This is a genomic window from Bradyrhizobium liaoningense, assembly GCF_018130785.1.
GTDB classification, from domain to species: Bacteria; Pseudomonadota; Alphaproteobacteria; order Rhizobiales; family Xanthobacteraceae; genus Bradyrhizobium; species Bradyrhizobium liaoningense_A.
On the sequence record NZ_JAFCJT010000004.1, the window covers coordinates 304,917 to 323,688 of the forward strand.

An 18,772-nucleotide genomic window follows, 5' to 3' on the forward strand; every position below is an offset into this window, starting at 1 on the left:
TGGCGTACCCGCCCCCCTGCTCAATGGCGCGGCGGGAAAGCTGCGTCAACCCTCGGGAGATGCCGTTCCGGCAGCGGCCCGACCTGGTTTGACTGGTATACCGGCCAACTCACCCCTCCTCCTCGATGCCCAGTCCCGCCCCCAGCTCGTCCGCCCCCAGATCCGTCAATTCGCATTCCAGACATTCGACGTCGAGGCGGATGGCGCCGCCATGGGCGAACAGCAGCAGGGCGCTGCCGCCGGGCTCCTCGTCGCGGCCGTCCTGAGGGTGAAACTCGATGCCGACGAGGTCCAGAACCTCGTCCGGCGCGCCGAGGTCGATTTTGCGCGACTTGCAGGCGAGCACGCGGTCGAAGCGGAGCGCGGCGACCAGCCGGCGGGGTTCGGCCTCGCCGTCCAGAGTCTGCTCCCAGTCCAGCCGGCTCATCCCGACCACCAGCCGCTTCTCGCTTTGCCGCCAGATGATGTCGGCGGCCTGGACGCGGGCGTCCTGCACATGGGTCGAGATCACGGCGAGATCGTCGGCGTCGAGCGCGATCAGTTTGAGCTGGGGAGACATCGCCGGCATTTCTCCTCGGGGACCGATAAGGCTCAACGCGCGCGGACGCGGAAATTTCCGTGAAACTAACGGGCCAGCCGGCTAGAGGCTATTGATATCCTCCATCTCCAGCACCTTGCGCGGATACCCCTCCCGGGCGACACGAATCATGGCGCGGCCCATCTGCTCGGTCGAGGTGACGAGCCGCGGCGAGATCCGGCGCAATACCGACCAGAGCGGCCCGGTCACATTGTAGACCGCCTGCACCCAGGCGGTCTTGGAGCGGATGCCGTGCAGCGGCTGGATCGCGCCGGGCCGGAACATGTAGGCCGCCTTGAACGGCAGCTTGAAGAGATCGTTCTCGGTCTTGCCCTTGACCCGCGCCCACATCCGCGATCCCTGCTCGGTGGAATCGGTGCCGGCGCCGGTGACGTAGACGAATGTCATCTGCGGATTGAGCTTCGCGAGCGTCGTCGCGGCCGCGAGCGTGAGATCGTAGGTGAGATGGCGATAGCGATCCTCGCTCATGCCGATCGAGGAGACGCCGAGGCAGAAGAAGCAGGCATCGAAGCCCGTGAGCTGCGCTTCGATCGCCGAGTAGTCGGTGAAATCGCCGTGCGAGATTTCGGTGAGCTTGGCGTTGCGCACGCCGGTCAGGCTGCGGCCGACCACGAGCACGCGGTCGATGCCGGGGTCGATCAGGCATTCGCGCAATACGCCCTGCCCGACCATGCCGGTCGCGCCAAAGATGATGACTTGCATCGGGACGCCCCCAACGGGCTCGCGGCTCATGCGGCGACCGCTATCTCGTCAAAGGATACACCGGTCAACGTCGCCGAGACATCCCACAGCATGGCGGCCGCGGCGAAATCCTTCGCCTGCGGCATGATCTTCGCCGGCCCGGGCGGCCCCTTCAATTCGTAGAACCAGTTCGGACCGTAGTAACCGCCGGGCTCTGCGGCCGGCGAGGTCGCGGCGAGCAAGGTTGGCAGTGCACCTTCGGCCGCAGACTGGCTGATGAAAGGCTGGAGCCAGCGGCTGACACGCGACTGGAAGGTCTTGGCGCCCGGCCCGTTCGCAATGAGATCGGTCCGCGCATAGCCGGGATGGGCGGCAAGGCTCATCAGCTCCCAGCCGGCGGCGAGGCTGCGGCGCTGCAACTCCAGCGAAAACATCAGCATCGCCAGCTTGGACTGGCAATAGGCGCGCCAGGGACGATAGGAACGCTTGCTCTGCAAATCGTCGAAATTGATCGCGCCGGAGCGGTGCGCGAGGCTCGACAGATTGACGATGCGAGGCGCTTTCGCGCGGCGAAGCTGCGGCAACAGCTGTGCCGTCAGCGCGTAATGGCCGAGATAGTTGGTGCCGAGCTGCATCTCGAAACCATCCTCCGTCTGCTGCCGCTTCGGCAGCGCCATCACGCCGGCATTGTTGATCAGGAGGTCGAGCTGCTCGTTGCTGGCGGCAAAGCGCCTGGTAAAATCGGCGACGGAGGAAAGACTGGCGAGATCGAGATGCTCGTAGGCGATCAATGCGTTGGGAAACCGCTCGCAAATGCCCTCGATCGCCCGCAGGCCCTTTGCGTCGTTGCGTCCGGTGAGTATGACAATGGCACCGGCGCCTGCCAGCGCCATCGCCGTCTCGTAGCCGAGGCCGCCCGTCGCCCCGGTCACGACGGCGGTCTTGCCGCTGAGAGAGGGGATGTCTGCCGTGCTCCAGTCGGTCATGCCATGTCTCCAGGCGCTATCAGGGGGTGGAAAAGGCCCGCGACCGGTCTAAATGTGCACTGGGTGCAAGTTTGCAAGAGGTGAAATAATTTGAAGGCTTCGAAGCCCGCCGCGAAATCAGTCAGGAAAAGCGCCAAGCCATTGTCGGCAGGAGCAAAATCCTCTGATGGCCCCGGCCTGCGCCAGCGTAAATTGCAAGCGACCCGCGAGCGGCTGACCCGCGCGGCGATGGCGCTGTTCCTGGAGCGCGGCTTCGAGGCCACGACCATCGACGACATCGCGACCGCGGCGGACGTGTCGCGCCGCAGCTTCTTCCATTATTTCGCGTCCAAGGAGGACGTCGTCTCCGCCTGGCAGGAGGGCGCGGCAACCGCGCTGGTCGCGGAGATCGTCGCGCGGCCCGCGAACGAGTCCATGCTGACCGCGGCCGAGAATGCGATCGCGGGGGCGATCAAGCGGATCGACCCTGCGGAAGCGGCGGCGATGTCGCGGCTCAAGCGCGACAATCCCGCGCTTCAGGCGCGCGACCAGCTCAAATACGAGAAGCTCGAGCGGGCGCTGGCCGAGGGGCTCGCCCAGCGCGCGAAAAACAAACCGGACAGACTGAAAGCGCAGCTCGTCGCCATGATCGCCACCGGCGCCATGCGCGTCGGCGGCGAGAGCTGGATCGGCGAAGGTGTGCGGGAGAAGCCGGAAGTTTTCGTGAAGCGCACGTTCGATGCGATCAGGGGTATCTTGAAGTGACGCACTTCCCTCTCCCTCGCAGAAATATCGTAGGGTGGGCAAAGCGAAGCGTGCCCACGCATTTTTTGCGATAGGGAGAGATGGTGGGCACGGCGCAAGTGCGCCTTTGCCCACCCTACGTTCCGCCCGAGGGGAGAGATCACCCCACCCCGCTCGCGCTGCGCGCGATCGACCCTCCCCCTCCAGGCCCCTGGAGGGGGAGGGTAAGAGTCTCTCACGCCTTGAAGAACGCCAGCAGGTCGGCGTTGATCGTCTCGGCGTGCGTGGTCGGCATGCCGTGCGGAAAACCCTTGTAGGTCTTCAGCGTGCCGTTCTTCAGCAGCTTGGCCGACAGCGGCGCGGAATCGGCGTAAGGCACGATCTGGTCGTCGTCGCCGTGCATCACCAGCACGGGCACGGTGATCTTCTTGAGGTCCTCGGTGAAATCGGTCTGCGAGAACGCGACGATGCCGTCGTAATGCGCCTTAGCGCCGCCCATCATGCCCTGCCGCCACCAGTTCTGGATCACCGCTTCCGACGGTTTCGCGCCGGGGCGGTTGTAGCCGTAGAACGGACCGGCCGGGAGATCGCGGTAGAACTGCGTGCGGCTGGCGGCGAGTTGCGCCTGGAGGCCGTCGAACACGCTCTTCGGCAGGCCGCCCGGATTGGCCGCCGTCTGCACCATCAGCGGCGGCACCGCCGAGAGGATCGCAGCCTTCGCCACCCGGCTCTCACCGTGACGCGCGATGTAATGCACGACCTCGCCGCCGCCGGTGGAGTGGCCGACATGGATGGCGTTCCCGAGGTCGAGATGCGCGGTCACCGCCGCGAGATCATCGGCATAGTGATCCATGTCGTGGCCGTCGGCGACCTGCGACGAGCGGCCGTGGCCGCGGCGGTCATGGGCGATGACGCGGTAGCCGTGCGCGACGAAGAACAGCATCTGCGCGTCCCAGTCGTCGGCCGACAGCGGCCAGCCATGGCTGAACACGATCGGCTGACCCGCGCCCCAATCCTTGAAAAAGATCTCGACGCCGTCTTTGGTGGTGATGGTGGGCATGAATGGCTCCTTCAGTGAGAATCAATCCGGGGCTCGCAAAAACGCGAGCCGGCAATCCGGAGATGGTCGGGCGATATCACGAGGTCGATGCCGCGCACCGACCGCGAACGTGCAATCAGGCAAACGTCATCGGCTTGTAGCGGCGCCAGGCGCCGATGGTCAGCACCACGAAAAACACCAGCACGATGCCCTGCACCACGGCGAAGACGGGGCCTCCCGGCGGATTCGGCGGCACGGCGGGCGCGAGCGCGGCGAGCGCCGGCACCTTCAGGAACGACTGGATAACCAGCACGAAACAGTTGAAATAGAGCGAGATCATCGCGGTCACGATATAGACCGGACGCCACACACCTTTGAGCTTCATGCCGTACAGCGCGAGGCAGGCGATCGCGAGCAGCACCAGCGAGATGATGCCGATGATATGCGAGGGCAGCAGCTCCTTGAACGGAAACAGGAAGCCGGTGACGCTGGTGAGGATCGTGAACAGCAGGAAGATCGCGGTGAGGCCCGGCATCGGCTTCGACCCGAGCAGGCCGAACATGACGACCAGGCCGGCGACGATGCCGATCAGGCTGATGATGACATGGACCAACGTGAAGGCGGGCAGGCTCAACCCAAGAACCACGGCATCTCTCCTACTCTCTGCATTGAGATCAGGCGATTGATATTACGGTCCTCATCGGATGGCTACATACGCGATGTCACAGGCTCGTGCGGAGCCATGCGCCGTCGTGCGAATCGACAAGCGCATGACTGGATTTTTTGCACCGCTGTCACAAACGAGAGCAGTTTGCATTTTGCAGCCCGGATTGTGCTTCCGCCTTCGCTCTTCGAGCTACGGCGGACAAGTCGCTCCATCCGGGCTACGAGGTCTTCGACGAAAGTTGGATCACACTTCCTTGGTGTCGAAGATCAGCAGATCGGCGCCGCCGCTGGCGAATTTCGGCACGTCGCCCGCGGCCGCCTTGCCCGCTTCGCTGCCGAATGCCGCCTGGATCGCGGCCACGTTGTCGAAGCTGAGAATGGCGACGAGATGGACCCCGGAAGGTCCGGCGGGAGAGCCGACCGTCCCCGTGCTGACGGCGTATTTCTTCAAGCCGGGAAGTTTCTTGGCGAGCGGAATGTGGGTTTCGGCATAGTGCTTGTCGAAGGCGGCAGCGTCCTTGGGCGTCTTGTAGAGCACGACGAGTTCGGCCATTTAGTCCTCCCTTTGAAGCTTGTTGTATTTAGATCCTCATGGTGAGGAGGCGCGCTAGCGCCTCTGCGGACGATGCTTTCACATCGCCGCCCGAACCATGAAGGCCCGGGTCGCGTTCCGGGCCTGCATCCTTCGGGACGCCGCTGTCGCGGCTCCTCAGGATGAGGGGATAGTCTGTGGGACACGTCGGGATGGCAAGCCTCATTCGACTTGCCATTCGCTTGTCTTGTCCTTGACTAAAGCGCCGGTTTTGCGGCGTCGCCGAGATAGCCGTGCAGGGAGGCCACGACCTGCGCGCCTTCGCCGATGGCGCCGCCGACGCGCTTGACCGAGCCGGAGCGGACGTCGCCGACCGCGTAGACGCCGGGCACCGAGGTCTCCAGTGGGGCCACCAGCTTGCCCTGGTTCAGCTCGGACTGGGCACCCGTCACGACGAAGCCGCCGCGATCGAGCGTGACGCCGCAGCCGTCGAGCCAGCTGGTGGCGGGATCGGCGCCGACGAACAAAAAGAGATTCTTGATGTCGGCAGAGTCTTCGTCGCTCGACAACCGGCTCTTCCAGCGGATGCGCCGCAGCAGCGAGGCCTCGTCGCCCTCGAGCGCGGTGATCTCGGTGTTGAACATCAATTCGATGTTGGGTGTCGCTTCGATGCGCTCGATGAGATAGCGCGACATGCTGGCCCCCAGGCCGCCGCCGCGGATGATCATCAGCACCTTCCTGGCGTGCCCCGACAGGAACACGGCCGCCTGCCCTGCCGAATTGCCGGCACCGACCAGGGCCACCTCCTCGCCGGCGCAGAGCCGCGCCTCGACCGGAGAGGCCCAATACCAGACGCCGCGGCCCTCGAACTTGTCGAGATTCTGGATCTCGGGGCGGCGATAACGCGCGCCGCTCGCAACCACCACTGCGCGCGAACGCAAGGGATCGCTGCCGTCGAGCGTCACCGCAAAGGCGCCGTCCCTGCGCGTGCAGTCGAGCGACTTCACCGTGACCGGGATCATGATGTCGGCGCCGAACTTCTGTGCCTGGTTGAACGCGCGTGCGGTCAAGGCTAGGCCGGAAATGCCGGTCGGAAAGCCCAGATAGTTTTCGATGCGCGCGCTGGCGCCGGCCTGGCCGCCGAAGGCGCGGGTGTCGAGCACGGCGACCGAAAGCCCTTCGGAGGCGGCATACACCGCGGTCGCCAGCCCGGCGGGTCCGCAGCCGACGATCGCAACGTCGTAGATGCGGTCGTTGCGAGGGCCTCCGATCATGCCGATCGCGCGCGCAACCTCGGTTTCGCTGGGGTTGCGCAGCACCTCGCCGCTTGCCGCGACGACCAGCGGCCAGTCTTCGGGTTTTGGCGAATAGCGCGCGATCACCTCGGCGGCGTCGCGGTCACGCTCGGGATCGAGCAGATGATGCGGCTGGCCGTTGCGGGTGAGGAAGCCCTGCAAGCGCACCACGCCGGCCGAATGCGAGGGACCGATCAGCACCACACCGCCGACGCCGGCCTGAAGCAGATTGACCCGGCGCAGGATCAGCGCGCGCATGATGCGCTCGCCGAGCTCCGCCTCGGCGACCAGCAGCGCGCGCAGGCGGGGCGGCGGCAGCAGCAGCGTCTCGACCTCGCCTTCGGCGCGGCCGTCGACCAGCGCCGGCCGACCCGAAAGCTGGCTGAGCTCGGCCAGAAATTGCCCCGGCCCCTGGTCGATCAGCGGCGTGACGTTGCCGAGCCCGTCGCGCTGGGTGATGGCGACGTGGCCCTTCAGCACGACGAACATGCCCGGCCCGGGCTTGCCGGTCTCGAACAGGAACTCTCCGTCGGCGTAAGTGCGGACCTCGCCGAAATTCCGCATGCGCTCGATCTCGGCCGATGTCAGCGCGGGAAAGGTCTGCTCGGGGCGCGTGAATCGCGACATCTGCGCGTCACCATCGTTTCGTTGCTGCTCGTCCTGCCCCGTTGCCACGTCCATGCACTCCAAAAAATTCTAATCGCCGGTCTTGCCGGCGGTCCCCTCATCTAGGGAAGCATCGTCGTTCTGCGAGGGGTCGGTGATTGCGGCGCGTTCGCGCGCCTGCACTTTCCGCCGCTTCAGGTTTTCGCGCAGCGCCGATTTCAGCCGGTCGTCCCGGGACGATCGGTCCTGCTTCGCGCTCTTGTCGTTCTCGCCAGCCATCACGGGTCCCATTACAGCGGTCCGCGATAACATGCCCAGAGAATGCGGCAGCTCAAGAGGCCCGCGCGATCCGATCGTGCGAAACTCGAAATGGATCGAATGCGAGCCTTGAGGCAACTGGCCAGTTGACGGGGGATATCGGAACCGAAATCGACGCAAAGTTGGTCGTTTCGCGCCAAAACGAGCATTTTGGCCCCGATATCGACCCGATTTTCTCGTTCTGGCAGGTCCTGCAAGCTTGCACAGGAGGGGGGCTTGTGGCAGATATCGGCCCGCTTGGTAGGCCCCCTTGGCGGCCGATTCTTATCCCAGCACAAGCTGCCGTAGCTCAGTGGTAGAGCACTCCATTGGTAATGGAGAGGTCGACAGTTCAATCCTGTCTGGCAGCACCATTCTCTGGGTTTCATCGCGCATCGATCGGCATTCTCGCGGCACCTGACGCCCGAGTTTTGCTTCAGTCCTCACCCCCTTCCGTGAAGAGGGCGCAGGGAAGACCGGGTGCCGGCTGGCACCCATGGTCCGCTGTGCTGAAGATGCGCACACGCAAATGCACAACGGAAAACAGGTGGGCCGGAAAACACCCGGCCTTCCCTGCGCGATGGGTTGACGGCTTATGCGCGCTCTCCCCGGAGCCGAGTTCCTTCTGGCCTCCGTCGCCTTGCGAATTGACGATGCCCCGAGACCCGGTTGAGCCTGGAAACATCTTCGCAAGGCTTGACCGTAGCGACGACGGTCAGGACCACACGTTTTCGCCGTACGCAGCTTCACCCCCTGCATCGCCCCGAAGGGCTTCGCGAGGGCGTTGGCGCCGTCCGTTCCGCTGGGAGTAAGGACCTCACGAGGTTCATCTCGCCCTGGTCCCGCGTTCCCATGCCCGGCGCTGCCGCGTCCACCGCCCCCCGACCCACGTTCGACACGACGTACGATCGCCCCTCTTCCAGGATCGGGATGGCGGGATAGTGCCGTAATTCCGAATTTCGGTAAAGTGGAATATTTTTGGAATAGAGGGTTGACGAGGTTTTGTGGGAGACGGGTGTTTTGCCCGTCGGGTCAGTTCCGCTGAACGACGAGTGCGTCCCGAGCACGCGGGAGTTTCTCTAATCCTGTGGCAAAGCTCTGCGTGCAACCAATCGGCGAGGAACGAAACACCAGTCGCCGCATTGCTGTTTTCGCTAACCTGAACTCTGCGAGAAAGGAACAAAAATGAAATCGACGAAACTCCTCTTCGCTATCGGCCTTTTCGCTGCCGCGGCAACCGCAGTTCCGGACAGCGCTGAGGCGCGCCGTGGGGGCGGCTTTCACGCGGGCGGGGCGCGTGTCGCACATTTCCACGGCGGCGGACGCCCAGGTTGGCATGGCGGTGGTACGCAATGGCACGGGGGCGGAGCGCGATGGGCCGGCGGCGGACGCTATTATCGCGGCGGCTACTACCGTGGGGGCTATGGTTGGGGAGCCGCGGCGGCGGGCGTCGCAACCGGTGCGGCGTTGGGCGCGGCTGCAGCTTATGGATCGTCCTGCTATCAACAGCAATGGAACGGCTATAGCTACGTGACGGTGAGAGTGTGCTGAGGAGCCGAAGCTTCGAGCGCATTCGTCCACTTGCGTTCGGCATTTCGCGAAATAATGGCGCCGACTGAGGACGTCCCTACCGAAGGACAAAGGGTGGCGACTGTTCCGCCACCCTTAATTAGATGTGATGGGTTTCGCTTGCGCTCACCCCATCCTAGGTCCCTACTCCGCCAATTCCCGCATCACCTTGATCAGGTCCGACTTGCCTTCGAAGCCGATGCCGGGAAGCTCGGGCATGACGATGTGTCCGGCTTCGACCTTCACGCCATCGGGGAAGCCGCCGTAGGGCTGGAACAGATCGGGATAGCTCTCGTTGCCGCCTAGACCCAGGCCGGCCGCGATGTTGAGCGACATCTGGTGACCGCCGTGCGGGATGCAGCGGGACGGCGACCAGCCGAATTGATGCAGCACGTCGAGGGTGCGCAGATATTCGACGAGACCGTATGACAGCGCGCAATCGAACTGCAGCCAATCGCGGTCCGGCCGCATTCCGCCGTAGCGCAGGAGGTTGCGTGCATCCTGATGCGAGAACAGGTTCTCGCCGGTCGCCATCGGACCGGGATAGAACTCCGAGAGCGCAGCCTGGAGCGCGTAGTCGAGGGGATCGCCGACCTCCTCGTACCAGAACAGCGGGTACTGGCGGAGCATCTTGGCATAGGCGATGCCGGTCTCCAGATCGAAGCGGCCGTTCGCATCGACGGCCAGCCGCGCCTCCGAACCGATCTCGGACAGCACCGCTTCGATGCGGCGCTTGTCGTCGTCGATGGGGGCGCCGCCGATCTTCATCTTGACGACGTTGTAGCCGCGGTTGAGGTAGCCGCGCATCTCGGCGCGCAGCGCCGTGTTGTCCTTGCCGGGGTAGTAGTAACCTCCGGCGGCGTAGACGAAGACGCGCGGATTGGCTTCGCGCCCCTTCTGCTCGGCCAGCAGCCGGAATAGTGGCTTGCCGGCGATCTTGGCGGTGGCGTCCCAGATCGCCATGTCGAGCGTTCCGACCGCAACCGAGCGCTCGCCGTGGCCGCCGGGCTTCTCGTTGCTCATCATCGCCGCCCAGAGCTTGTGCGGATCGAGATTGTCGCCGGCCTCGTTGAGGACGCTTTTGGGATCGGCTTCGAGAATGCGATTGCGAAACCGCTCGCGGATGAGTCCGCCCTGGCCGTATCGGCCATTGGAGTTGAAGCCATAGCCGACGACGCGCCGGCCATCGCGCTCGACGTCGGTGACGACAGCGACGAGGCTGGCCGTCATCTTCGAGAAGTCGATATAGGCATTCCGGATCGGGGACGAGATCGGCTTGGTGATCTCACGGACGTCGACGATGCGCATGGCGTGCTCCTGGCTCTGCGAGACCTTCTGTATTGCTCGTTGGCGAGCTTTACAAATGTGTAGTTCTGGACAGGGCGAATTGGCCAATGCCATGATCGGCTCGCCTCATGCGCAATCGGCATCGACTGGACTTCCCTTGGACCTCGACTGGCTCAAAGACTTCTCGGCGCTGGCGGAACTGAAGAGTTTCTCGCGGGCCGCCGACGCGCGGAACGTGACGCAGCCGGCCTTCAGCCGCCGAATTCGCGCGCTGGAGGATTGGATCGGAACCCCTCTGTTCGTACGCGGGGCGCAAGGCGCCGGCCTGACCTCGGCCGGTCAGCACTTTCAGCCGCTGGCCACTGACTTGATCCGCAGCCTGGAGCGAGCGCAGCGTGATACCCGATCCGTGGGCGAGCGCGATACGGTCGCCCTGTCCATTGCGGCCACGCATGCGCTGTCCTTCACCTTCTTTCCCGGGTGGATTCGACGGCACCTTCGCTTCGAGGCTCTCGGTGCGCTCAGCCTGATTTCGGAAAGCATGGAAGGCTGCGAGCAGATCATGCTCGGCGGGGAGGTCCACTTTCTGCTGTGCCACTATCATCCGGAAGCACCAGCGCGCTTCGAGCCGAACCGTTTCCAGAGCCATGGGATCGGCGACGACCGTCTGGTCCCTCTTTGCGCGCCCTGCGCTGATGGCCAACCGTCATGGCCGCTGGCCGGTACGACCACGCGTCCGGCACGTCTCCTTTCGTACAGCCGCGCCTCCGGACTAGGTCGCATCCTCTCGGCCCATCAGATCGGTCGAACCACGATCGCGACCATGGAGACCGGCTTCACGTCGCATCTCGCCGCGACGCTGATGACCATGGCGCGCGAAGGTCACGGCGTTGCCTGGCTGCCGCTGACATTGGCAAGAGAGGATGTCGAACAGGGCCGCCTCGTTCGTGCAGGACCGGAACAGTTCGATATTCCAATCGAGATCAGGCTGTTCAGGTCACCCGATTGCCGGAATGCCGTGGCCGACGATCTCTGGCATTCGCTGACCGCGGGCTGAGCGGCGTAGAGCAACATCATCTCGCAGGGGCTTCCCCTTCACCCACCTCATGTCCGTCGAAGCGATCGTCAGCGCGGCGCAGCCGCCGCTCGAAGAGCGAAGGCGGAAGCGAAACCCATCGCGCTTTGCCTGCGCGGAAGCATGATGGGCTTCGCAAATGCTCCACCCATCCGACGCGCTCTCGCTCCACGCCTGTAATCTGACGCGGGTCACGAACATCGTGCCGCTGATCACTGCGATCATGGCCTGAGAGACACTGCAGGAATCTGGCTGCGGTGCCGACGCACCTGCGAGGACGTTTTACACGGCCAAGACCCATGGCCGACGTCGCGCGCGCCATTCACGCCGGGTTCCATCAAGCCATGCTGCTGACGCATTCTCTGTCTTAGTCGGTGAGAACTTAAAACACTGCGTGAGAGCCACTCTGGTTCGCACAACGGTTCCACAGCCAAGGGGTTGGCTCGAATCCGCAAATGATTGGCGCAAGTTCATGAACGCTTCCGCGTTCGCTTGACCTTGTTTGCGGTGGAACCGGACGATCGAAAAAATCACAGGAGTTATAATGCTATTCCGCTCGAGCGCCGCAATTTGCGGCGCCCTGGTTGCGCTTGCCGTTTCTGTTACCGCTGCTCGAAGTGAAGCGGGTGGGGTTCACTCAAGCGCCGTCGTCGATGCCGCCTCTGGGGATGCGATCGTTGGCGCAGCATCCATGTACAATCCGTTCAAGCCCGGCAAGGAGGAGGGCGGTCCGAACACAGCCTCCGGCGAGCGTTATGATCCCTCTGTCTGGGCGGCTGCCATCAAGACGAGCTTGCGTCGGAAATTTGGTGGGGTCCAATTTGGCGCAAGGCCGAAGTATGCCCTCGTCGAGGCCGTAGGCAAGAAGGTCATCGTCAAGATAAATGACGTGGGGCCATTGAGGCCTGGCCGCATCATTGACCTCAACGAGCGAGCGATGCGCCATTTCGATCCAAGCCTGGAGCGCGGGGTCATTCATGACGTCAGAGTCGTCCCGCTTTCAGGGGACGATTGGATCCCGGGACCGGTGGGCTGAACGTCCCACGCGAAGGAGGTCGTGCACGTCGCGGACGGTGGGGGCGCCTTGATGGCCTCGCGATCAATTCTGCTTTGCCTCGCTGCCGCGCAACGTCCGCTTTCGCCAGACCTTCAGGTCAGCCATGACCTTTACGGTTGCCGCGAGGACAGCTGCGCAAAGCACGACCTTCGAGATTGTCTCCATCGTCCCCTCGATCAACAGGCAATGGATCACGCTGCCTGCGACGATGACGATCGCGAGGGGTATATGGACCATGCGCCACGTTCGCAGTCGCAGTCCCAATCGCCGGCGCAGCGCAGCCAGGAGCGCGACGGTGAAGATGGCCCACATGGCGATCACGCCAAAGGGGGAGAACGGCGTCGGCGATGAAAAGGTAAGGGCGTCGATCATGTCGGGCGGACTGGTGATCCAGAGGCCGGCGACATGGATCACCACCGCCACGGCCAGCGCGCCGCCGATCCAGTGATGTGCACGCCGTCCACGATAAGCCGACAGTCCCGGCAGGTATCCGCCAATCAGCAAAGGCTGAACGAGCACAAGACCGAGCGCGATAATGCCGGCGAAGCCGGCCAGGATGTAGACCGGGCCGCGCCATGCGAGCTGCTCGCTTCCCGCAGCAATGGCGACCGGCACGACAATGGCTGCCGCAAGGGCGACCCAGATCAGGGTCACCCGGGCCAGTCTCCACCCCTTCATTCGCAATCCGGTCAGGCCGCTTGAAGGACGAAGTGCGCTTCCAGGCTGGTTTCCTTTGCGCTCCGCATCACCGGACGCAGAAAGACGGTTTTGAATTCACCGCTGTCATAGGCGAGGTGACCATGCGGCTGGCCGAAGATGGGAATGATCTGCGGCATCTCGAGTCGGAACTTGCCGTCCTTGTCGGTGAGCGTGGCGCCATGACTCTGTGGCTCGTGCTCCTGCCCTTCGACCGTGTGCGCCCAGATCTGGATGCGCTGCCCGGCGAGTGGAGCCCCGTCGCCTGCGCGGCGAACGGTGCCGCTCATCCAGAAGCCACCCTTGCCGATCCGGTCCACGATCGCCGCGCCCTTGCGGTAGTTGTTCGCCCCGCCTGACATCGTTTCAGTCGGTGCGAGGCCTTCAGCGCGGGCGGGCAGGATGAGCCCGGAAACCCCGGTTGCCAAAACCCCGGTTGCCAAAACTTTGGTTGCAAAGACGGAGCCGCCGGCGACGAGGAGGTTGCGGCGGTTGAGTACGACGATGGTCATATCAGTTCCTCCTGGCACCGTGCAGCGGCGCCGCCGAGGGTACAACAACAGACGCGAGACGCCCAGTTGGGACGAAGGGTGCCATAGGTCGCAATAACAGTGTTGTGAACGGAGGTACGGGCCGGTCGTCACAGGCGGATGCCAAGCGACGACGGCGGGGTCTCTCAGACCCCGCCCTTATCCATCCACCGAGAACGGCACTGTTCAGTCACGCTTGCCCTGTCGTTCAAGGCGGAGCCTTTGCGCTCTCATACGTTTTATCTCTTCATTGAGAGCGTCGGTCTTTTCATCAAGGCGTGAATTCTCTGATTTCGGCTCGTCGCGCTGACGTATCTTCTCGAGTGCTTTCTCCACCGAGAGCTTGGTCGGATCGGCCATGATACCTCTCCAGCAAGGAAATCGAAGCAGCCAAGGTTGGAAATGAAAATGAAGCCAAGTTTTGAATGTTGACGTAAGTCAATCCTGCCCTGAAAGTCCGCTGGGGTCAAAAGCGTTGGGCCCGGACTCGGCGCTGGCGGCAATACTCCTTGGAGTCATCGCTCCCTTTGATGCCGCGTCTGGTCCTTAGCCGAGATTCAGACTCAAACCCGACAACTGCGTCCTGACGCGGTGTCATTTTTGTCCCGGATGCGCAGCGATTGCAGTCGTATGCTCGCCGTTCCTTTTTCGACGACAGCCACCGTCATCGTGTCGGGCTCGAAGGTCACCTCGATGTCGGCGCCGGCATCGACGGCAGTGCCGATCATCACCAGATCGACGAATTCCCTCCCATCGTTATCGCCGAAGATGGCACGCTTGATACCCAACCAACTTTGGACCGGCACCCTGAGCGGGTCGCATTCGTTTGCGTAGGCCAGAGTCACGCTGCCCCGAGGCCTGGCGCCGTTATGCACGAGATAGATGCCTTGGCCACCGACAAGCCAGAAACCGGGCGAATCTCGACCGTTCATGGCTCGCACCGCAACCGGCCATTGCCGGACGGCCTCGTTCCAGAGCGCCTTCAGCCTTGCATGAGGGAAGGTCAGCTTCATTGGAATTGGCTCCGCCGAGCTGCGTGGTTATACGTGATCGCGTCGGCAATCTGGTCGCGTGGCACAACGCACACGATCTGGGCATCATTCGGCAGGGCGAACGTCAGCCAATAGGTTTCGGCGTCGTACGCGGCGATCACCACGACGGCTTCGACGTAGGCAGCCTTGCTGTTGTCGGCGACGGAAAACCCAGCGTCCGTCAGCGCGGTGCGTTCCTGTTCGTCAAACTTCACGGCGTCATCTCGTGTCTGGAGGACGCCCCCCGCGACTCGCGGTTTACCCACATCGCTTACGGAAACCTCGTTAAACCGCATTAAGGTTGTGAAGGATTGGCAATGTCCGGCAACGATGGGAGCCCGACGACTCGAGCGTCACGGCTGCGCGAACGAGACCCAAGCCATTGAATGATCTTTCTTGTCAGCGCCGCATCCCTCAATATTCGGCAGGCATCCGCTGGTGGCGCCGCAGCGCCCTACCGCGACTGCGTCCAGATGTCGCGCTCCTCGTCCATGGTCAGGACGATCGGCATCGGCTTCGGCCGGATCGGTTGTTACCGCGATTTAACTGGCTGATCTCTCCGGATCGGGCGAGGGCTGCACGCGAGCACACCGTCCGCGAGAACGACCAACAATGCCGGAAATTGAAATTACCGACGAGTGCCGCGCTCTGATTGCGGCCGAGTTCCCGTCCGACGATACCGGACGACGCCTGGCAAGCGGCAAATGGCAGATACAGATCGATGAGGTGACGTGGCAAATGCTGCACAAGGCACGGCGGCCCGGCGAGTCAGTATCGGACTGCATCATTCGCGTTATCATCATCATCCAGCACAAGCGCGGCTTGCTGTAGCTGCCGCCAACGGGAAAGGTGCCGATCTATCTGCCGCTCTTCGCCGTGCCACGTGGAGTAGGAACGGCAGAACAATTCACGAGATGGAGTCAAAACTAGTAACGGAGGGCGATTTCGCTCTTGAGAAGCAAAGAGGTAAAATCCTGGCCCGCTATATCGTCTCTGAACGTTAGCACAGCAGATTTGGATTGCATTTGCGCGCTACGGCCGCGCTAACATTTCCATAATAAGCCACTACATGTGAGGCCGCAGCGCACATCGCACTCCCACCCGGTACCCACCCATGATCCCCTTCTCCGTGCTCGACCTCGCTCCCATCCGAAGAGGTGGCGATGCGGCGCAGGCGTTCCGCAATTCGCTCGACCTCGCCCAGCATGCCGAGGCCTGGGGCTACAAGCGGTTCTGGCTGGCCGAGCATCACAACATGACGGGTATCGCGAGCGCGGCGACGTCGGTGGTGATCGGGCACGTCGCGGGCGGGACCAGGACGATCCGGGTCGGGTCCGGCGGGATCATGCTGCCGAACCATTCGCCGCTGGTCATCGCCGAGCAGTTCGGCACGCTGGAGTCGCTCTATCCCGGGCGGATCGATCTCGGGCTCGGCCGCGCGCCGGGCACCGACCAGTTCACGGCGCGGGCACTGCGGCGCGACCTCGCCACGACTTCCGAAAATTTTCCACACGACGTGCTGGAGTTGCAGGCGCTGCTCGGTGATGTCCAGCCGAACCAGGCGATCCGCGCCGTGCCCGGCATGGGGACGAAGGTACCGCTGTGGATTCTGGGCTCCAGTACATTCGGCGCGCAGCTTGCGGCGATGCTCGGGCTGCCCTTCGCCTTCGCCTCGCACTTCGCGCCGCAGATGATGATGCCGGCGCTGCGCGAGTATCGCGCGCGCTTCGAGCCGTCGGCGCAGCTCGACAAGCCCTACGCGATGGTCGGCGTCAACGTGTTCGCCGCCGACAGCGACGCGGAGGCGCAGCGGATGTTCTCCTCGCTCCAGCAGCAGTTCATCAATCTGCGACGCGGCACGCCCGGCCCGCTGCCGCCGCCTGTGGACGACATGGACGCGCTGTGGTCGCCGGCGGAAAAGGCCGGCGTCGGCCAGTCACTGTCCTGCTCGGCGGTCGGCTCGCCTGCAACGGTCGAAGAGAAGCTGAAGGCGCTGATCGCCGAGACCGGCGCGGACGAGCTGATGACCACGGGCCAGATCTACGACCACGCCGCCCGGCTGCGCTCGTTCGAGATCGCGGCCGAGGTGCGGGACCGGCTGGCGAAGCAGCCGGCGGTGTGAGCGGGTGCGCTCCCTCCCCCGCAAGCGGGAGAGGTTAAAGCGAGTCTGCGACCGATCGGCCTAACCCAAGGTCGTCATACTTCTGACTCGCGCCGCTTACGCCGCGCGGATCGAGTTCATGAACCCGGCGACGCCGCGCTTGAGGCGCGCGCTTTCATTGGCGAGCGATTGCGCTGCCGATTGCACCTGCGCGGAGGCACCGCCGGTCTCGGAAGCGCCGCGCTGGACGTCGGCGATGCTGGTTTCGACCTGCGAGGTGCCTGCGGCGGCGCGCTGCACGTTGCGGGAGATTTCCTGCGTGGCGGAGCCCTGCTGCTCGACCGAGGTCGAGATCGCGGACGAGATCTCTGAGATGCGCCCGATCGTGGTACCGATCTCCTTGATCGCCGCGACCGAGTCGCGCGTCGCCGACTGGATGTCGGCGATCTGCTGGCTGATCTCATCGGTTGCCTTGGCTGTCTGCTCGGCGAGCGATTTCACCTCGGAGGCCACCACGGCAAAACCGCGGCCCGCTTCACCGGCGCGTGCCGCCTCGATGGTCGCGTTCAGCGCCAGGAGATTGGTCTGGCCGGCGATGGTCTGAATGAGATCGACGACGTCGCCGATCCGGCCCGCGGCCTGCGACAGCTCGCTGATGCGGCTGTCGGTCTTCTGCGCCTGGCTGACGGCCTCGCCGGCGATCCGCGCCGAGGTCTCGACCTGGCGGCTGATCTCACCGATCGAGGAGGCAAGCTCTTCGCTCGCAGCAGCCACCGAGTGCACGTTGGCCGAGGCTTCGCCCGACGCCGTGGAGGCGCGGCTGGAAACCTGCGAGACGGTGTCGGCGGTCTTCGACAGCGTCGTCGACGATGTCTCGAGCTGGCCGGCGGCAACCGAGACGAGCTCGATGATCTCGCCGACCTCGCGCTCGAACTGATCGGCAAGCCGGTTCATGTCGACCTTGCGGGATTCGAGCTGGCGCTGCTCGGTGACCGCCTGCTCTTCGCGCAGGCGATTGGTCTCCAGCATGGCGTCGCGGAACACCTGGACGGTGCGCGCCATCTCGCCGATCTCGTCGCGGCGATCGGCATGCGCGACCGGCGCCTCCAGCTGGCCTTCGCTGAGCGAGGCCATGCGCTCCTTCAAGGCCGTGAGCGGCTTGACCACGCTGCGGCCGACTGCCCAGGCGATCGCGATCGAGATCAGCATCAAGACGGCGATGACCACCGAGGCGGTCTGCGCCATCGACCAGAAGGAATTGTCGACCTCGGACATGTATTCGGCCGAGCCGATCATCAGGTTCCACGGCGCGAAGCCGCGGGTGAAGGCGACCTTGTCGAGCGGGGTCGCGTCGGCGCCGCTGCGGCGGAACGAATAGCGCAGCGTACCCTGGCCCTTCTTCGCGATGTCCATCAGCGCGACGGCGAACAGCATGCCGTTGGCGTCCTTGTTCGGACGCATGTCCTTGCCGACGAATTGCGGAATGCCGGGGTTGGAGACGCAAAGCCCGGTCTCGTAGTCATAAATATAAGCGTAGTTGCTGTGGTCTTCGTACCAGACGAAATTGTTGGCTTCGAGGAAGCGCTTCTTGGCCTCCTCCTCCGTCATCTGCCCGGCCTTGAACGCCTTGTAATAGCCGTCGGCGAGATTCCAGACGATATCGACGGCGGCGTGCGCCTTCTCGACGCGCTCGGTGACGAGCTGATTGCGGGCGATCCACAGCACGGTCGAGGCGACCAGCGCCATGCAGATGGCGGCGACCAGCGTCATGAGCGCGAGCTTGGCGCCGATCGAGCGCAGCGAAAACAGGTTCTTGAGAGCCGGCATTCTGCCTCTTCGGTGTTGCTGGACGGCGCACACACGAATCAGGGCGCAGGCCATCAGAAGGTGGGAATGCGCAAATTAGAGGCAATACGTTAAGAACTCAGTTACGCCGCAAAATCGCCGTGGCGTGCCGCGGGTGTTACTGAAGGGTTAATATCGCGCCTCCCGTCATTGCGAGC

Annotated in this window: 21 protein-coding genes and 1 tRNA gene; 7 read left to right on the forward strand and 15 right to left on the reverse strand. The window is 63.8% G+C overall.

Annotated features, from left to right (window positions below):
* Positions 1-109: 109 nt before the first annotated feature.
* The 3 genes from JQ627_RS13790 to JQ627_RS13800 form a co-directional block, all read right to left on the reverse strand.
* On the reverse strand, positions 110-559 hold the full coding sequence (locus JQ627_RS13790) for a DUF2948 family protein (protein WP_212484721.1): 450 nt from the start codon (positions 557-559) through the stop codon (positions 110-112).
* Between the two features lie 81 nt (positions 560-640).
* Positions 641-1,300: an NAD(P)H-binding protein gene (locus JQ627_RS13795; protein WP_212484722.1), complete on the reverse strand. Its 660-nt coding sequence runs from the start codon at positions 1,298-1,300 to the stop codon at positions 641-643.
* Positions 1,301-1,326: 26 nt separating this feature from the next.
* Complete coding sequence (locus tag JQ627_RS13800) at positions 1,327-2,265, reverse strand: SDR family oxidoreductase (RefSeq protein WP_212484723.1); 939 nt, start codon at positions 2,263-2,265, stop codon at positions 1,327-1,329.
* A gap of 90 nt (positions 2,266-2,355) precedes the next feature.
* Here JQ627_RS13800 and JQ627_RS13805 point away from each other — a divergent pair, with 90 nt between their 5' ends.
* A complete protein-coding gene (locus tag JQ627_RS13805) occupies positions 2,356-3,009 on the forward strand; it encodes a TetR/AcrR family transcriptional regulator (protein ID WP_212484724.1) in 654 nt (217 codons plus the stop codon).
* Between the two features lie 214 nt (positions 3,010-3,223).
* Here JQ627_RS13805 and JQ627_RS13810 read toward each other — a convergent pair whose 3' ends face one another.
* The 5 genes from JQ627_RS13810 to JQ627_RS13830 all read right to left on the reverse strand — a co-directional run bounded on the left by JQ627_RS13810 (position 3,224) and on the right by JQ627_RS13830 (position 7,405).
* A complete protein-coding gene (locus JQ627_RS13810; RefSeq protein ID WP_212484725.1) occupies positions 3,224-4,048 on the reverse strand; it encodes an alpha/beta fold hydrolase in 825 nt (274 codons plus the stop codon).
* 115 nt (positions 4,049-4,163) lie between these two features.
* A complete protein-coding gene (locus JQ627_RS13815) occupies positions 4,164-4,673 on the reverse strand; it encodes a hypothetical protein (protein WP_212484726.1) in 510 nt (169 codons plus the stop codon).
* Positions 4,674-4,937: 264 nt separating this feature from the next.
* Positions 4,938-5,246 (reverse strand): EthD family reductase, encoded by a 309-nt coding sequence (locus JQ627_RS13820; RefSeq protein WP_212484727.1) that lies wholly within the window; start codon positions 5,244-5,246, stop codon positions 4,938-4,940.
* 236 nt (positions 5,247-5,482) lie between these two features.
* A complete protein-coding gene (locus tag JQ627_RS13825) occupies positions 5,483-7,201 on the reverse strand; it encodes an FAD-dependent oxidoreductase (protein ID WP_212484728.1) in 1,719 nt (572 codons plus the stop codon).
* 15 nt (positions 7,202-7,216) lie between these two features.
* Positions 7,217-7,405 carry a hypothetical protein gene (locus JQ627_RS13830; RefSeq protein ID WP_212484729.1) on the reverse strand — a complete coding sequence of 63 codons (189 nt, stop codon included), beginning with the start codon at positions 7,403-7,405 and terminating at the stop codon, positions 7,217-7,219.
* Between the two features lie 317 nt (positions 7,406-7,722).
* On the opposite strand from JQ627_RS13830, the gene JQ627_RS13835 reads away from it, so the two are divergent.
* A tRNA-Thr gene (locus JQ627_RS13835) sits at positions 7,723-7,797 on the forward strand.
* A 1,339-nt stretch (positions 7,798-9,136) separates the two neighbouring features.
* On the opposite strand, the gene JQ627_RS13840 is transcribed toward JQ627_RS13835, so the two are convergent.
* Entirely contained in the window at positions 9,137-10,300 is a 1,164-nt protein-coding gene (locus JQ627_RS13840) for a mandelate racemase/muconate lactonizing enzyme family protein (RefSeq protein WP_212484730.1), read from the reverse strand.
* A 79-nt stretch (positions 10,301-10,379) separates the two neighbouring features.
* On the opposite strand from JQ627_RS13840, the gene JQ627_RS13845 reads away from it, so the two are divergent.
* Together JQ627_RS13845 and JQ627_RS13850 are read left to right on the forward strand one after the other, a co-directional pair.
* Positions 10,380-11,336 carry a LysR family transcriptional regulator gene (locus JQ627_RS13845; protein ID WP_312015760.1) on the forward strand — a complete coding sequence of 319 codons (957 nt, stop codon included), beginning with the start codon at positions 10,380-10,382 and terminating at the stop codon, positions 11,334-11,336.
* 562 nt (positions 11,337-11,898) lie between these two features.
* A complete protein-coding gene (locus JQ627_RS13850; protein WP_212484731.1) occupies positions 11,899-12,390 on the forward strand; it encodes a septal ring lytic transglycosylase RlpA family protein in 492 nt (163 codons plus the stop codon).
* A 63-nt stretch (positions 12,391-12,453) separates the two neighbouring features.
* On the opposite strand, the gene JQ627_RS13855 is transcribed toward JQ627_RS13850, so the two are convergent.
* The 5 genes from JQ627_RS13855 to JQ627_RS13875 form a co-directional block, all read right to left on the reverse strand.
* Complete coding sequence (locus JQ627_RS13855; protein ID WP_212484732.1) at positions 12,454-13,089, reverse strand: ferric reductase-like transmembrane domain-containing protein; 636 nt, start codon at positions 13,087-13,089, stop codon at positions 12,454-12,456.
* A gap of 11 nt (positions 13,090-13,100) precedes the next feature.
* Positions 13,101-13,619: a Twin-arginine translocation pathway signal gene (locus JQ627_RS13860; protein WP_212484733.1), complete on the reverse strand. Its 519-nt coding sequence runs from the start codon at positions 13,617-13,619 to the stop codon at positions 13,101-13,103.
* 204 nt (positions 13,620-13,823) lie between these two features.
* The gene (locus tag JQ627_RS13865) at positions 13,824-13,997 is read right to left on the reverse strand and encodes a hypothetical protein (RefSeq protein WP_212484734.1); all 174 of its coding nucleotides are present in this window, start codon (positions 13,995-13,997) and stop codon (positions 13,824-13,826) included.
* 203 nt (positions 13,998-14,200) lie between these two features.
* Positions 14,201-14,650 (reverse strand): DUF3085 domain-containing protein, encoded by a 450-nt coding sequence (locus JQ627_RS13870; RefSeq protein ID WP_212484735.1) that lies wholly within the window; start codon positions 14,648-14,650, stop codon positions 14,201-14,203.
* Positions 14,647-14,883: a hypothetical protein gene (locus JQ627_RS13875; RefSeq protein ID WP_212484736.1), complete on the reverse strand. Its 237-nt coding sequence runs from the start codon at positions 14,881-14,883 to the stop codon at positions 14,647-14,649. Before JQ627_RS13875 ends, JQ627_RS13870 begins: the two co-directional genes overlap by 4 nt.
* Before the next feature lie 171 nt (positions 14,884-15,054).
* Here JQ627_RS13875 and JQ627_RS13880 point away from each other — a divergent pair, with 171 nt between their 5' ends.
* The 3 genes from JQ627_RS13880 (at position 15,055) to JQ627_RS13890 (ending at position 16,790) form a co-directional block, all read left to right on the forward strand.
* Positions 15,055-15,222, forward strand: coding sequence for a hypothetical protein (locus JQ627_RS13880; RefSeq protein WP_212484737.1), 168 nt, complete (start codon positions 15,055-15,057; stop codon positions 15,220-15,222).
* Between the two features lie 58 nt (positions 15,223-15,280).
* Positions 15,281-15,499: a hypothetical protein gene (locus tag JQ627_RS13885; protein ID WP_028159136.1), complete on the forward strand. Its 219-nt coding sequence runs from the start codon at positions 15,281-15,283 to the stop codon at positions 15,497-15,499.
* 283 nt (positions 15,500-15,782) lie between these two features.
* Complete coding sequence (locus tag JQ627_RS13890; protein WP_212484738.1) at positions 15,783-16,790, forward strand: LLM class flavin-dependent oxidoreductase; 1,008 nt, start codon at positions 15,783-15,785, stop codon at positions 16,788-16,790.
* Between the two features lie 96 nt (positions 16,791-16,886).
* Here JQ627_RS13890 and JQ627_RS13895 read toward each other — a convergent pair whose 3' ends face one another.
* The gene (locus tag JQ627_RS13895; RefSeq protein ID WP_212484739.1) at positions 16,887-18,596 is read right to left on the reverse strand and encodes a methyl-accepting chemotaxis protein; all 1,710 of its coding nucleotides are present in this window, start codon (positions 18,594-18,596) and stop codon (positions 16,887-16,889) included.
* Between the last annotated feature and the right edge of the window lie 176 nt (positions 18,597-18,772).